Origin of the sequence: Pseudomonas sp. R1-6, from assembly GCF_051132115.1 — a bacterium.
In the GTDB taxonomy this organism is placed as follows: domain Bacteria; phylum Pseudomonadota; class Gammaproteobacteria; order Pseudomonadales; family Pseudomonadaceae; genus Aquipseudomonas.
The window spans coordinates 2966008-2981112 of the sequence record NZ_CP071662.1; the positions used below are offsets into that span (position 1 = coordinate 2966008).

Consider the following 15105-nt stretch of genomic DNA (forward strand, 5'->3'; position numbering starts at 1 on the left):
AATGATTGTAGGCGACGCACAGCGATCGGTGGCTATTGGCCGTTTTCCTGACTGTCAGCGTGGCGACTGCTTTGCTGGATCACAACATGAAGTAACAGTGCCCAACCTTTCGTCGACAAGGAACGGATTGGCGCCCTCGGTATCTGCGGCAGCGGCAGCTTCGTGATCAGTGCCGCCAAGATCGACCCGCGCATGAAGGCCATCGCCACCGTGAGCATGTATGACATGGGCGGCGTCAATCGCAACGGGTTGAAGCATTCCCAGACGCTCGATCAACGCCGAGCCATTATCGCTCAGGCAACGCAGCAGCGTAACGTCGAGTTCGCCGGCGGTGAAACGCTGTACACCAGCGGTACGGTGCACAAGCTGGATGAAAACACCCACCCTATCCAACGCGAATTCTTCGACTTCTACCGCACCCCACGCGGCGAGTTCACGCCATCCGGCTCGTCCAGGGACTTGACTACGCACCCCACGCTCACCAGCAACATCAAGTTCATGAACTTCTACCCGCTCAATGACATCGAGACCATTTCACCTCACCCGATGCTCTTCATTGCCGGCGCCGATGCCCACTCCAGGGAGTTCAGCGAAGAGGCCTATAAACTTGCCGGCCAGCCCAAGGAACTGGTGATCATCCCTGGGGCCGGGCATGTGGATCTTTATGATCGGGTCGATCTGATTCCGTTTGACAAGTTGATGAGTTTCTTTCAGAACAGCCTGAAGTGATATATCGGCAACCAGGTTCGAAAAACCCATGGACGAACGCCTAGCAATTACCAAGAAGCTGATCCGAGCCGTTGTGACCACGAGCCAATCTGATGAAATCACCTATCAATCAGAGTGGCTCGGCTACATGCCCTTCCCCGTCGATCACTGGGTTGAACATCAAGGCAAGACGTTCTCCGGCGACTTCCCGTTTGACTGGACGCTAGAGGACTTGGCCGGTCTTGAGCGCATAGGCTTCCTGGAAAAGCTGGAAGCCTATGAAAATCCGGAAGACCGATTCGATCGACATATCCGGTACCGCGTGCATATCGGACCCGCGTAACACGCGGTGATAAGGGCGGGCGGGGTAATTTCAGCCGTCCGCGTTCGTAGTCCCCGCCAGTTCTTTTAGCAAAAGCGGCTAGGCGGGCTCGCGGCGTATAGTCGACTCTAGGCCCGACCCGTTTCCAAGAGCCCTGATCCGTGCCCGACTTGCCAAAGACCTCCACCTATAAAAGACGCTTCGACGCCGTCCTCGCCTACATCGACGCCAATCTCGAAGGTGATCTCTCGGTGAAAACGTTGAGTGATGTGGCGAACTTCTCGGTATTTCACTTCCATCGACAATTCACGGCGTTCATGGGCGTGCCCGTTTCACGTTATGTGCAGCTGATGCGGCTACGACGCGCGGCACATCAATTGGTTGCCTTTGCTGGGTACTCGGTACTGGATGCCGCATTGGATGCGGGCTTTAAAAGCCCCGAGGCGTTCTGTCGAGCGTTTGGCCGAGCGTTCGGCATGGCGCCAAGCGCGTTCAGGAAGAAACCCAACTGGCAGGTCTGGAGTACGGTGTTTGCCATCCCCCATTTCTCACGGAGTATCTTTATGCAAGTTCGAATCATCGAGTTCTCTGAAGTCAGGATTGCGGCGCTTGAACATCGCGGCCCGGCCGGGCTCGTCAGCGAAAGCGTGGACCGGTTCATCGAATGGCGTATGCGTAGCGGGAAGTCGCCCGTGGCATCAAGCCGTACGTTTGGCATTCCCTACGGCAACCCCGACACCACACCGCCACACGACTTCCGCTTCGCGATCTGCGGCGAGATTGATGAGGAAGTGGCGCCGAACGCGTTCGGTGTTCAGCCGATGGTCATCCCCGGCGGTCGCTACGCAGTGGTCCGCCACGCCGGATCGCCTGATCATATCGGCGAAACGATCTATCCGATCTACCGTGAATGGCTACCCGCGAGCGGCGAGGAACTTCGTGACCAGCCGCTGTTTTTCCACTACCTGAGCGCCTATCCCGAGACACCACGAGATCAATGGCAAACCGATGTGTACGTTCCGCTGCGGTGAGGACAAGCACTACGCCCCATCAGGCCCTCGAGCGAATCCGTTCCACCAACCGCGCCTGCAACGCCTCAAGCTCCTGCGGATCGGCTTTCCCTTGCCCATGTACGCCAGGCGCCTGTCCTTCCCAGCGCGGAACGATGTGCACATGGATGTGAAAGACCGTCTGCCCCGCCGGCGCGCCGTTGAATTGGGCGATTTGCACGCCGTCGGGTTGCAACTCGTCGACGATGATGCGGGTCAGGCGTTGTACCGCTGCCATCATCTTGCCAAGGATTGCCGGGTCGACGTCGAGGATATTGCGCGCCTGGGCCCCCTTTGGAATGACTAGCACATGGCCCCGGGACTGGGGAAAGATGTCGAGGAAGGCCAGCACATCGTCATCTTCGTAGATCTTGTAGGCAGGTGCTTCACCCCGAAGGATCATCGCGAAAATGTTCTGGGAATCGTATTGGCCGTGCAGACTCATGGTTGCTCCTTGGGTTTCAGAGCCGCCGATATCGGCCCTGGGATGGCGTTGCGTTCTTGCAGGGTCAGCGCGATTTTTCGCTGCAACTCGTTTTCCGAAAACGGCTTGTGCAACACGGGGCACTGGGCAAACTCGGCGGGCAGGCCGCTGGCGCCGTATCCGGTGCTGAATAAAAAAGGAATTTTACGATCACGAAGGATTTCAGCCACCGGAAAAACCCGTTCTCCGGCCAGGTTGACGTCCAGGATCGCCAGATCGACCTCAACCGTCCCCGCCGCTTCCCGGGCCATGGCAAGCCGCGGGATGGAGGCCACCACCTCGCACCCCTGCTCTTCGAGCATTTCCTCGATCAGCATGGCGACTGTGCCTTCATCCTCGACGAGCAACACCTTGATCCCGGCAAATATCGTCATGCGTGGTGCTCGGGAACCATGAAGGAGAACCGGCAGAGCACGCCTTCAGGCGCGAAGGTCAGCACAAATATTCCACCCAGGTCGCGTTCGATGCAGCGCTTCATCAATCGCGATCCCAAACCCTCGCGTTCCGGTTGCGACACTGGCGGTCCGTCTTGCTCGCGCCAGTCCACGGTCAGCAACACGCCGTTCGATTGCGGCTGGACATTCCAGCTCACTGAAAGGCGGCCCGTCTCGACGGACATCGAACCGTATTTGAGGGCGTTGATCGCCAATTCGTTGAGCGTCATCGTGAGGCCGAGCGCGACCCGGGTATCGACGTCAATGGGATCACCCTCGATCGTGATACGGTCAGAATCAGTGCCGAAAATGGGCATGAGCACCTCCTGGGCCAGGGACCCCAGGGCCGTATGGCCCCAATGCCGCCTCGTCAGCAGGTCATGGGCGCGGGACAACGCGAGCAGCCGCGCTTCGAACCGGTTGTAACCGTCCTTGGCGCTTTCTGCGTTGCGTGCCGTCTGGGCCGCCAGGGATTGCACCGTGGCCAAGGTGTTCTTGACCCGATGGTTGAGCTCGTCGATCAGGGTTTTTTGCCGGTCTTCCGCCTGTTTTCGCTCGGAGATATCCACCAGCATGTTGATGGCGCCCACCAGGTTGCCCTCGGCATCGTGCAGCGGCGTAGGGTACGGGGCGAACGGCACCCGTGTGCCGTCGGGCCGCTCCGCGACGGCTTCGACCCCGCGTATCGGCCGGTTTTCCTTCAGGGCGACTGCCATCGGGCACTGGTCGTGGGGCAGGAAGGTCCCGTCGGTGGTGAACAATTTCCAGGTCACGCACCAAAGGTCGCCCAACTGTGGTGTTTGTCCCGACAACTCCACTGCTGCCCGATTGAAAAAGGTGATACGGCCTTGAGCATCGGTGGTGTAGACAGCCGCCGGCAGGGCCTCGAGCAGATTGCGCATATGCCGCTCGCTGTCGCGGATCTGATTTTCCATGCGACGCGCCAGCGTGACGTCCTGCAGTATCCGGACCCCATACCGAAACGCGCCGTTGGCGTCGCGCACGGACGAGCTGTGGATGTCCAGGTAGACGGTCTCGCCATCGGGCTTGAAGGCGCGCTTGCGCAGCACGTAATTGTCCAGTTCACCCGCCACCTGGCGTGCATAGAGGGCTGCATCCTCGTCGGTACTGTCCCTGTGCGTGTAGTCCAGGAATGTCATTTCCAATAGCTCTTCGCGCGTGCGGCCCAGCATGTTGCAGAGGGCGTCGTTGACGCGCAGCAGCCGGCCATCCGCGGCGGACTCGGCAATGCCGATCGTCGCCGCTTGGTAAGTCGCCAGGAGTCTGTCGTCGCTCTCCTGGCGCGCCGTCTCGGCCACGTGGACACTGGTCATGTCCACCGTAAAGCACCGCGTATTGAACAGTTTTCCCTCTTCGAACCGGCCGTTGGACGTGATGGTTACATGCTTGATCGAGCCGTCCTTGGCCTTCAGGCGCGCCGGGTAATCCTGCAGGCATTGACCGCTGCCGAGCTTGTTCAGGATGTCGTTGATGACCGGCTCGTCGGCATGGAAATCGGTGATGCTACGGCCGATGTATTCCTCCGGCGAATAACCCAGCAAGGCCAGTTCGGCCTTGTTGGCGCGCAGGATGATGCCTTCACCACTGACGATGTGGAGGCCCACGGCGCTGTTCTCGAAGAAATCTTCAAGGTCCTCATTCTTGCGTCGCAACTCTTCGGCCAAGGCATGCTGCGCCGAAATGTCCTGGAAGCAGTTGATCGCCCCTTGGATGATGCCTTGGGAGTCTTTCAACGGCCTGATATTCACCAGGGCAATGAATCGCGACCCATCCGGACGCTCGATGAACACTTCCTGGTTGCGCGTTGCCTCACCCGTGACGAGGGCTGTGGCCATCGGGCAGTCTTCGAAGGCAAGCGGAGTGCCGTCGGGCAGGAACAAACGGTAGGAACCGCAGAAACGATCACCGCCCTCTCCCAGAATCGGCGTCCGCCCCCACATGGCGGCCGCCTCGCTGTTGTGCCGCACCAGCCAGCCGTTGTGATCGCACAGGTACACCGCGCCAGGAATCGCATCAAGTGCGCTGGCGCCCGTTGCCACAAGGCTTTCATACTCGCTCGGCGTGCGCGTCCCCGTGGGAAACGCTTCTATATTCGACATGGTTGATCCTCAATCCGCCTGGCTGAATGCCTGCTACACAACGACTCAGGCTTCAACCTGAGTCGTGATCCCGGCCCGGATAACTCCTTATAAATATGCCGGCGCGGATTTTTTCATGCAGCTGCAATAGATACTAGATGTTTATTCAGCCTACGAGTTCAGGAAAGTTCGCCATACCGGCGGGCGCGTCTTAAAACTTGAATAATCTGCGGGGGGTTTCCACCATGAGCGCGCGCAAGAGCGGCGCCGGACATTGCAAAGCCCGCAACTGCCGGACAACGGTGTCGAAGCCCACGACGCCTTCATGTTGTGTATGTGGCCAATCGCTGCCCCACACCATCCGATGAGGGCCCAGGCTCTGCTCCAGCATCGCCAACGCGGAGCGGGCGAAGTCGAGATTTTCTCGATCCGTCCCCGCCAATCGGTAGATGCCCGAGACCTTCATCCAGACTTGCCCGCCGAGCCCCAACTCAAGCAGCTCGGCGAAACCCGGTTGGTCGAGGCCCAGACGGGCATCCGGACGACCGAAATGGTCGACCACCAGGCGGATGCCAAAAGGGATCAGTTGGCTGATCAACCCGGACAGTTGGTCGATCGGCGCATGCAGTTCCACGTGCCAGTCCAACTCGGCAAGATGCGCCAGGAAGCCTTTCCACCTTGTCTCGCAAAAATCAGGCACGGCCCTGCCCATCAGGTTCAAGCGAACGCCGACCACGCCCAGCCGTGCCATTTCATTCAGCACGGTCCGGCTGATCTCGGGCTCGACCACCACAACGCCGCGCAGTTGCCCCAGCGCCTGCCGGAGGGCGGCCAGCAGGTAACGGTTATCGGTGCCGAGAAAGCTCGGCTGGACCAACACCCCATGGCTCAGACCGTGGGAGCGCAGGTGATCCAGGTATTGCGCAAGCGTGGCGTCATAATCCGGTGTGTAGCGCCGCACCGCAGCCAGCTCCAGTTCACGGCTGAACACATGGGCATGGCTGTCGATGCCGGTGATCGGCGTAGTGCAGGTATCAACCATTGGTCTTCATCTTTCAAAAATAAGCAGTGATCAGGCCCGGGCGCTCTCGGTGCCAGGCGCTACGTCCGGTGCAGGCGGCGCCGTGGCCTCAAGGCTGCGGCCTCGGGTTTCCGGCAGGCAAAGCGCCGCAAGCACCGCTACGCCGTAGGCAATGCCGGCGTCGATGCCGATGGCCGACCCCAGGGACATGGAGTCGCTCATATGACCAACCAGGAACGGAAACAGCGCCGAGAGGACCCGGCCGAAGTTGTAGCAAAAGCCGACACCGGCGCCGCGCACATCCGCCGGGTACAACTCGTTGAAAAACGCCCCGAGACTGGCCGGAATGCCGGCCGCGAAAAAGCCGAGGGGGAAACCCAGGAACAACATCTGGGTATTGGTCAGCGGCAGGAACACGTAGCACTGCACCGTCACGACGCAGCACAGCGCAAACAGCAGGATGTTCTTGCGTCGGCCGATGCGATCGATCAGCAGCCCGCTGACCACACAGCCACACCAGAAGGCGAAGATGATCACCGCCAGGTAGCCGCCGGAGTTGAGCACCGACAGGTTGCGTTCGGTCTTGAGGAACGTCGGCAGCCACGTCATCACCGCGTGGTAACCGCCGTGTGCCCCCAACCCCAGCAAGCCACCGAACAATGTCACGCGAATCAACTCAGGGCGAAAGATACCGCCCAGGGACTTGAAAAAACTCTGGGGAATGGCCTGTTCCTTTTGCAGCCGTTGGAAGCTGTCCGGCTCCTCGACGTTGCGACGCACCCAGATGATCAGGAACGACGGCAGCAGGCCGACGATGAACATCACCCGCCAGGCCATGTCCTGCGGCACCAGGGAATAGATCAGCGTAAAGACGCCCACCGCCAACCCCCAGCCCACCGCCCAGGCACTCTGCACCGTGCCCATGACCTTGCCACGGTATTTCGGATTGATCGTCTCGGCCATCAGCACCGCGCCGGCGGCCCATTCGCCACCGATCCCGAAGCCTTGTAGGGCCTTGACGATCAACAACTGATGGAAGCCTGTGACGAACGCCGACAGGAAGGTGAAGAACGAAAACCACAGGATCATCCACTGCAGCGTGCGCACCCGCCCGTAGCGATCGGACAGCGTCCCGCCCACCCAGCCACCCAGGGCCGAGGTCACCAGCGTGACCCCGCTGATCAGCCCCGCATCGCCTTTGGACAAGGCGAACGCGGCGATCAGCGCCGGGATCGCCAGGCCGAACATCTGAACTTCCAGCGCGTCGAGGGACCATCCGCCGAAACAGGCCCAGAACGTCTTACGCTCCCGGGAGGTGATTTGCCGATACCAACTGAACATGATTTTTATCCTTGTAGGTGGAACGAAAGGCAGCCGAGCGCGAACCGTGCCGCTGCAAGGCCAGTCAGGAAAAACACAAACGGCAAGGGCAGCGGTATTTGCTGCCGGACGATCCGCTAACCCGGTGAGGTCAACGAATCTCTACGCTGTAGCGGAAATGCTCGGCATGCCCGCGCGAACGTCGCCACTCCAGCGGGTTGCCCGCGTAATCACGGGCCAGACGCTCGATTACCACCACCGGGCTGTTGACCGGCACTTGCAACAAGCGGGCATGCACGTCGTTGACTGACTCGGCGGTGAGGGTTTCCTGCGCATAAGCGACAACCTGTCCGCAGGTCTCTTCATAGATGGGATAAAGCAACGGGCCTTTGTGGTTCAGGTCGATTTCCAGCAACGGCTGGAATCGGCTGCGAGGCAGCCAGATCTCTTCGGCGAGCACGGGCTCGACGTCCAGCAGACGCACCCGCACGATACGAATCACCGCCGCCTCCACTGGCAGCCCCAACGCCTGGGCCACGGCTGACGGCGCCGCCACCGGTTCTACCGACAAGATGCGGCTCTCTGGAACCCGGCGCTCCCCGGACGCGGACTGAAAACGGAAGAAACGAAACAACGACGACTGGAACTGGGGGCGACGAATGAAGGTGCCTCGGCCCTGCTGACGCTCCAGGACGCCTTCGCTGACCAACGCATCGATCGCCTTGCGCACCGTCCCGGTGGACAGTTGGTATTCGGCTGAAAGCGCCGCCTCGGTGGGAATCGCCTCCCCCGGACGCCAGCGATTGTTGGCAATCTGCTCGGCCAATTGGTCGCGCAAACGTTGATAGAGCGGCAAGCGGGCATCGCTGGGCAGTGGGTTCATCAGACGTTATCTACCTTGTTATCTAGTCATCTATATGAATTTAGACGGAAGTATTCGCGCCCACGAATCTGTTGTCAAGAACGCTCGATTACCGCACGTCCCCTCGGACGGTCAGTGACAACGGCTGCCACGCCACGGGACATTCCTCGTGAATGGCCGGCGCTCTCGTAGTAAAGTCTGCAACCGATATCAGAACCCATTTTGAAAGACGTGAAGCCACCCGAACTTCGTTCGAACCAAGCCTCGCATCACGTCATTCGCCAGCCGCAGCGGTCATCGCATGATTGAAATCACCGAAGTCTCCATCGCCCAACTCCGGGCTGCGCTCGAATCCGGCCAGACCACGGCGGTCGAACTGGTCCAGGCCTACCTTGCCCGAATCGACGCCTACGACGGCCCCGAAACGCCTACGGCCCTCAACGCCGTGGTGGTTCGCAACCCCGACGCGCTGCAAGAGGCGAAGGCGTCGGATACCCGTCGGGCCAAGGGCCAGACACTGGGCCCGCTCGACGGCATTCCTTACACGGCCAAGGACAGTTACCTGGTGAAGGGCCTGACCGCTGCCTCTGGCAGCCCGGCCTTCAAGGACCTGGTTGCCTATCGCGACGCCTTCACCGTCGAGCGGCTGCGCGCCGCCGGGGCCATTTGCCTGGGCAAGACCAACATGCCGCCGATGGCGAACGGCGGCATGCAACGCGGCGTGTATGGCCGCGCCGAAAGCCCGTACAACGGTGACTACCTCACCGCGCCCTTTGCCTCCGGCTCGTCCAACGGTGCGGGCACCGCCACCGCCGCCAGCTTCGCCGCCTTTGGCCTCGCCGAAGAAACCTGGTCCAGCGGACGCGGCCCCGCGTCCAACAACGGGCTGTGCGCCTACACGCCTTCGCGGGGAGTGATCTCGGTGCGCGGCAATTGGCCGTTGACGCCAACCATGGACGTTGTCGTGCCCTTCGCCAGAACCATGGCCGACCTGCTCGAAGTGCTGGACGTGGTGGTGGCCAATGACCCCGACACCCGCGGAGACCTGTGGCGCCTGCAACCCTGGGTGCCGATTCCCTCCGTTGATTCCGTTCGTCCCGCGTCCTACCAAAGCCTTGCCGCCAAACCGCAGGTGCTGGCCGGCGTGCGCTTTGGGGTCCCGCGCATGTACATCAACGCCGACCCCGAGGCGGGCACGGCCGAAAAGCCAGGGATCGGTGGCCCGACCGGCCAGCGCATCATCACGCGCCCGTCGGTGATCGCTCTTTGGGAAGAAGCGCGCAAGGCTCTGCAAGCCCAAGGCGCCGAGGTGATCGAGGTGGATTTCCCGTTGGTATCCAACTGCGAGGGTGATCGCCCTGGCGCGCCGACCGTGTTCACCCGCGGCCTGGTGTCCAAGGAGTTCTTGCATCACGAATTGTGGGATCTATCGGCCTGGGCATTCGATGATTTCCTGCGGGCCAACGGTGATCCGAAACTCAATCGCCTGGCCGACGTCGACGGACCGCTGATTTTCCCCCACGACCCTGGCACCCTGCCCAACCGCGAGGATGACCTTGCCGCCGGCATGGACGAGTACGTGAAGATGGCCCAGCGCGGAATCACGCCGTGGGACCAGATTCCTACCTTGCCTGATGGCTTGCGAGGTCTCGAAGAGACGCGCCGGATCGACTTGGAAGATTGGATGGCGCGCCTGGGCCTCGATGCGGTGATCTTCCCCACGGTGGCCGACGTCGGCCCAGCGGACGCGGACGTCAATCCAGCCTCGGCCGACATCGCCTGGAGCAATGGGGTCTGGGTCGCCAACGGCAACCTCGCCATCCGCCACCTGGGCGTGCCCACCGTCACCGTGCCGATGGGCGTCATGGCAGACATCGGCATGCCTGTCGGCCTGACGTTCGCCGGCCGAGCCTATGACGATTCGAAGCTGTTGCAGCTGGCTTCGGCGTTCGAGTCGCTGGGATCGAAACGGATGATCCCGCCGCGGACTCCGCCGGTGTAACCACAACAGCACCGCCCTGGTAAAAGCAGGCCCACCCCGGTGAGGCCTGCGTCACCATTGCTTCAAGCTATCGGTTAATCAAAGCTTCCGACCGCCAGCCGGCCGATTTCGGGCCGCGCATAAAGAAATCCTTGCATCAACTCGATGCCCATCGCCAGCAGCGTAGCGCTCTCTTCGCGCGTCTCGACGCCCTCGGCAATGATGGTAATCCCCAGCCGGTTGGCGACCAGGATGATCCCCTCGACGATGGCACGCTTGACCGGATCGTGATCGATGCCTCGGGTCAGCGCCATGTCGATTTTCAGCACCTGGGGTTGGAACAGTGCCAACAGGTTGAGCCCTGAGTAGCCAGACCCGAAATCATCGATGGCCGTGGTGAAGCCCTGGCGCTCGTATTCCATGAAAATCGATTTCAAGTGATCCGGGTCGTCGACACGCTCGCCTTCCGTCACTTCGAACATCAGCCTGTCTGGCGGAAAGCCGGTCTGACGCGCAGCCTCCAGGGTTGCGCGAATGCAGGTCTCGGCCCGGTAAACCGCGTTGGGCAGGAAGTTGATGCTGAGCAGGCAACCGGGAATCTCCAGGACACCCAGCCGAGCGGCTTCTTCGATGGCCTTCACGCGACAGGCCTGGTCGAATCGGTAGCGGTTGCTGTCGTTCACCAGCCCCAGGATATGGCCGGCCGACTCACCCTTCAGGCCTCGGACCAACGCCTCGTACGCAAACGCCTGGCGCGTGCGGACATTGAAGATGGGTTGGAACGCCATGGTGAATTCGAACCCCAGCGCCTCGTGGTCACGACACTCGGCGCAGCCAAGGGACTTGAAGTTGGGATGGGAAGAAGATTGGGTCATGATCTGTGTTCCGTCGCGTCAGCGGGCGTCCCTGTGAAGCAGAAACTATAGGCAATACCCTTGAGTCGGCACGGGCGCGGCTTTCTGGAGTGCTGTCGGGTCCGTTATCGTATGACCGGTGGGTCAAATCAGGCGTTCATTCGATTGTCTGAACGTAATTAACAACGATTAACTCGCACCCGCGCGCGGCGTCACCAAAAATGGAGGCTCTCTGCAGACCTTCTAAAGCGGGACGCGCGCCCCAGAGCGCTGCACATCGACGTGCTTCCCGCTGGCACGGAACTCATGTCATGGCTCATCCATCGCTCACCGCCGTCAGGACGCCCCTTACGCCGTTGCAAAAATCCAACCACGGCGGCCTTTCGCCCTGGCGTGAAAGCCTGGTCAAGAAAATGATCTTCGACGGCCTCGGTGAAACATTGGCAATAGCCCGGCTGGCCGAGGCGTGCGCGCTTTCCCGTAGTCACTTTTCCCGAGCGTTCAAGGCCAGCACCGGTCAGTCCCCTCAAGCCTGGATCAGGGCCCAGCGCATCATGCGCGCCAAGCGGCTAATGCAGACCACCGACCTGACCCTCACGCAAATCAGCCAGGAATGCGGCTTTTGCGACCAGGCGCACTTCTGCCACATCTTCACCCATAGCGAAGGCATCAGCCCGTTCGCCTGGCGATACCGCATGCTGCGCACGTTACTGCACGCGGGGGAGCCTGGGTGATCGCGCGAGCCTCTGTTATCTGGAAATCATCCATGTCGCCTGTCATGAAAAACCTGATCGCCCCCGGGCAAGCGACGTTTACGCTGAAGCCGCTCTGGTTCCTCGCCCTGCTGACAGCAAACGCCCCAGCACTGGCGGCGCCCGGCCTCTTGGAAGGGGCGTCGCTGGAGGTACTGGGCCGCAACTTTTACCTCAACAGTGACTACCGGTCCCCTACCCCGGCGGGCCAAAGCTACAAGAAGGAATGGGCGCAAGGATTCATCGCCACGTTCGAGTCTGGCTTCACCCCCGGCATCCTCGGCGTAGGCATCGACGCCCACGGGTTCCTGGGCTTGAAACTGGACGGCGGCAAGGGCCACGCCGGAACGGGATTGCTGCCGCTGGACAGCGACAGCCGTAGCGAGGATCAATATTCCAGCGCCGGCGGCGCGCTGAAATTCAACCTGTCGCGAACCACCCTGGCACTGGGCGAAATGACCGTGGCGACGCCGGTATTCGACACTGCGGACAAACGCCTGCAACCGGAATACGCCAGCGGCGCACTCCTCACCAGTCGGGAGATCGACGGGGTCGATCTCCAGGCCGGTCATTTCAGCGCGTTCAAGAATCAGGATGCGTCCACCGCCAAGGGAGATTTTTCCGGCTACGGGGCAACCACCCGACACGCCAGCATCGATTTCATCGGTGCCGATCTTTTCAGCGGCCAGCGAGTGGGCGGCGCGCTCTACGCCTCCGAACTGAGCGACACCTGGCGCCAGTACTACGGCAATCTGCACGCAACCGCTGGCGACCTGTTCCTGGACGGCAACCTGTATTACACCCGCGACCACGGCCAAGCCAGTGCCGGGGCCATCGACAACACGGCATTCAGCCTCGCGGGCAAATACCGACGCGAGGCCCAGGCATTCACCCTGGCCTATCAGAAAGTGCGCGGCGACACGCCTTTCGACTTCGTCGGCGGCGACTCCATCTACTTGGCCAATTCGATCAAATATGCCGACTTCAATGGCCCGGGCGAACGCTCCTGGCAGGCACGCTACGACCTTGACCTGGGCGCCATGGGCGTTCCCGGCCTTAGCTTCATGGCCCGCTACGTGACAGGGCGCGGGATAGATGGCAGCCATGCTCCCCGGGGCGGCGCCTACAACCCGTACGACGGCAACATCGGCAACTACGTCCCGCAGCAGGGAGACGGCGGCCGACATTGGGAACGCGACATCGACCTGCGCTATCTCGTGCCGTCAGGCCCGGCCAAGAACTTGTCGTTGCAGCTGTCCCACGTCACCCATCGCGCCAACAGCGCCCAGGCCGGCGATGACATCGACAGGCTGTACATCGTCATCCAGTACCCACTTAAACTGGGCCCGTTCTGAAGGCGCAAAAAACCGGTCGAACAGTGTTTCCGCTTAGTAAGTCATGGAGGTTGCCCGGGACGACGATCCGCCCCGGGCTTGGGGATCATGGCTTGCGGGTTACACGCCAGACCGTGTTCGCGAGGTCGTCGGCGATGATCAAGGCACCCCGAGGATCGACCGTCACACCCACTGGCCGCCCTCGGGTCTTGCCATCGGACCCGCGAAAGCCAGTCGCGAAATCCACCGGCTCACCGGCGGGCCGCCCGTTGCTGAACGGCACGAAGATCACCTTGTAGCCCACAGGCTGGTCACGGTTCCAACTGCCGTGCTCACCCACGAACGCCCCTTCGGCGAACTGTTCGCCCATGGCCGGAATCGAAAAATCGACACCCAGGGCGGCGACGTGGGACCCCAGGCTGTAGTCGGGCTTGACCGCAGCGGCGACTTTTTGCGGATCCTGCGGCTGCGCCCGTGGATCGACGTTCTGCCCCCAATAACTATAGGGCCACCCGTAGAACGCGCCTTCGCGCACGGAAGTCAGGTAATCCGGCACCAGGTCGGGCCCTAACTCGTCCCGCTCGTTGACCACCGCCCACAACTGCCCGGAACCAGGTTCGACCTTCAACGCCGTCGGGTTGCGCAGGCCGGTCGCATAAGGCTTGTGGGCGCCCGTCTCGGCGTCGATCTGCCAGACCATCGCTCGGTCGATCTCGACTTCCATGCCACGCTCGGTGACGTTGCTGTTGGAACCGATACCGACATACAGCGAGCGCCCGTCGGGGCTGATGGCCAACGCCTTGGTCCAGTGATGGTTGATCGCCGACGGTAGATCAGTGACCTTGACGGGCGCCCCGCTGGCCTTGGTCTGGCCCTCCTGGTAGTCGAAGCGGACCAGCGCATCCTGGTTCGCCACGTACAGCTTGCCGTCGGCAAACGCCAGCCCATAGGGCGCGTTGAGGTTTTCGGCGAAGACAGTCTTGAGCTCGTAAGTGCCATCGCCATCGGCGTCGCGCAACAGGGTCAGGCGGTTACCGCCCTTGACCTGCGTGTTGCCCTTCGCCTTGATGACGCTGGCGATCACATCCTTGGGCTTCAACTTCGGTGCATTTCCGCCTCTGCCTTCGGCCACCAGGATATCGCCGTTGGGCAAGACGAGGGTCTGGCGCGGTATTTTCAGGTCGGTGGCGATGGCGGTGATGTCGTAGCCTTGCGGCACCGTAGGCTTCTGGTCACCCCAAGCCACCGGCTCGGCGATTTTCATGCTGGGCAGGAGGCTACGCTGGGGCTCCGGCAACTTCGGGTCCGGACCGCGCGCTTGCGTGGCGTCCCCTTCGCCTCCGCAACCGCTCAACAGCAGGGCCATGCTCAAGGCCGTCAATGGGATGCGAGGGTTCATTGCTCACCTCCCGAACGCAGGTTGGTCAGCCCGACCCATGCCGCCACGCAGGCCAGCAAGGTCACGACGACGGACAATGCCAGGCCCTGGGGCATCGCGGCCCAGGCGTCCTTGGCGTGCTCGAAGGCGTTGATCAGCCCCAACACCCAGGTGACGAGCAACAACAGGAAATAGCCTACTGGACGACCGGCCTTGTGGTCCGCGCGAATCAGATTGACCAGCGCGAACACCAACGCCAGCCCACAAAACAGCAACCCACCGGCAATCAACCAGGAGGCGAAATTGCTCCATTGGATCTGGTAGGTCTTGTAGTAAGCGATGTCGCTGAGCAGGCCCCCGAGAAACAGTGGAACCGTGCCGGCAAGCAGGACCGCATGGAGCGGTCCCGGCGTGCTTCGGTAGATAGGATGGGCGGTAACGGTCATGACAACTCCTTTTCGGTCGCGGTGATACGCCTTGGAAAAGGATCGTGTCGGGAGCGCGTTA

At 61.5% G+C, this 15105-nt stretch carries 14 protein-coding genes and 1 pseudogene; 6 read left to right on the top strand and 9 right to left on the bottom strand.

Annotated features, from left to right (window positions below):
* Positions 1–102: 102 nt before the first annotated feature.
* The 3 genes and pseudogenes from J3P81_RS13395 to J3P81_RS13405 form a co-directional block, all read left to right on the top strand.
* A pseudogene (locus J3P81_RS13395) lies at positions 103–729 on the top strand (alpha/beta hydrolase); the annotation flags it as partial.
* A 28-nt stretch (positions 730–757) separates the two neighbouring features.
* Positions 758–1051 carry a hypothetical protein gene (locus J3P81_RS13400; RefSeq protein ID WP_434559046.1) on the top strand — a complete coding sequence of 98 codons (294 nt, stop codon included), beginning with the start codon at positions 758–760 and terminating at the stop codon, positions 1049–1051.
* A gap of 140 nt (positions 1052–1191) precedes the next feature.
* The gene (locus J3P81_RS13405) at positions 1192–2061 is read left to right on the top strand and encodes an AraC family transcriptional regulator (protein ID WP_434559048.1); all 870 of its coding nucleotides are present in this window, start codon (positions 1192–1194) and stop codon (positions 2059–2061) included.
* 19 nt (positions 2062–2080) lie between these two features.
* On the opposite strand, the gene J3P81_RS13410 is transcribed toward J3P81_RS13405, so the two are convergent.
* The 6 genes from J3P81_RS13410 to J3P81_RS13435 form a co-directional block, all read right to left on the bottom strand.
* Entirely contained in the window at positions 2081–2524 is a 444-nt protein-coding gene (locus tag J3P81_RS13410) for an HIT family protein (RefSeq protein ID WP_434559050.1), read from the bottom strand.
* Complete coding sequence (locus tag J3P81_RS13415; RefSeq protein WP_434559052.1) at positions 2521–2880, bottom strand: response regulator; 360 nt, start codon at positions 2878–2880, stop codon at positions 2521–2523. The genes J3P81_RS13410 and J3P81_RS13415 overlap by 4 nt, the downstream gene beginning before the upstream one ends.
* 53 nt (positions 2881–2933) lie before the next feature.
* Positions 2934–5117: a PAS domain-containing sensor histidine kinase gene (locus J3P81_RS13420; protein ID WP_434559054.1), complete on the bottom strand. Its 2184-nt coding sequence runs from the start codon at positions 5115–5117 to the stop codon at positions 2934–2936.
* 190 nt (positions 5118–5307) lie between these two features.
* Positions 5308–6138, bottom strand: a complete 831-nt coding sequence (locus J3P81_RS13425) for an amidohydrolase family protein (protein WP_434559056.1) — start codon at positions 6136–6138, stop codon at positions 5308–5310.
* Between the two features lie 30 nt (positions 6139–6168).
* Positions 6169–7458 carry an MFS transporter gene (locus J3P81_RS13430; RefSeq protein ID WP_420763791.1) on the bottom strand — a complete coding sequence of 430 codons (1290 nt, stop codon included), beginning with the start codon at positions 7456–7458 and terminating at the stop codon, positions 6169–6171.
* Positions 7459–7588: 130 nt separating this feature from the next.
* Entirely contained in the window at positions 7589–8320 is a 732-nt protein-coding gene (locus J3P81_RS13435) for a GntR family transcriptional regulator (protein WP_420763790.1), read from the bottom strand.
* 280 nt (positions 8321–8600) lie between these two features.
* On the opposite strand from J3P81_RS13435, the gene J3P81_RS13440 reads away from it, so the two are divergent.
* On the top strand, positions 8601–10301 hold the full coding sequence (locus J3P81_RS13440) for an amidase (RefSeq protein ID WP_434559058.1): 1701 nt from the start codon (positions 8601–8603) through the stop codon (positions 10299–10301).
* 74 nt (positions 10302–10375) lie between these two features.
* Here J3P81_RS13440 and J3P81_RS13445 read toward each other — a convergent pair whose 3' ends face one another.
* Positions 10376–11155 (bottom strand): EAL domain-containing protein, encoded by a 780-nt coding sequence (locus J3P81_RS13445; RefSeq protein WP_434559060.1) that lies wholly within the window; start codon positions 11153–11155, stop codon positions 10376–10378.
* A gap of 290 nt (positions 11156–11445) precedes the next feature.
* Here J3P81_RS13445 and J3P81_RS13450 point away from each other — a divergent pair, with 290 nt between their 5' ends.
* The gene (locus J3P81_RS13450) at positions 11446–11868 is read left to right on the top strand and encodes a helix-turn-helix domain-containing protein (RefSeq protein ID WP_434559062.1); all 423 of its coding nucleotides are present in this window, start codon (positions 11446–11448) and stop codon (positions 11866–11868) included.
* Between the two features lie 32 nt (positions 11869–11900).
* Positions 11901–13241 carry an OprD family porin gene (locus J3P81_RS13455; protein WP_434559064.1) on the top strand — a complete coding sequence of 447 codons (1341 nt, stop codon included), beginning with the start codon at positions 11901–11903 and terminating at the stop codon, positions 13239–13241.
* An 85-nt stretch (positions 13242–13326) separates the two neighbouring features.
* Here the strand turns inward: J3P81_RS13455 and J3P81_RS13460 are convergent, their stop codons facing one another.
* Together J3P81_RS13460 and J3P81_RS13465 are read right to left on the bottom strand one after the other, a co-directional pair.
* A complete protein-coding gene (locus J3P81_RS13460; RefSeq protein ID WP_434559066.1) occupies positions 13327–14619 on the bottom strand; it encodes a PQQ-dependent sugar dehydrogenase in 1293 nt (430 codons plus the stop codon).
* Positions 14616–15044: a DUF2231 domain-containing protein gene (locus J3P81_RS13465; RefSeq protein WP_420763786.1), complete on the bottom strand. Its 429-nt coding sequence runs from the start codon at positions 15042–15044 to the stop codon at positions 14616–14618. Before J3P81_RS13465 ends, J3P81_RS13460 begins: the two co-directional genes overlap by 4 nt.
* Positions 15045–15105: the final 61 nt, after the last annotated feature.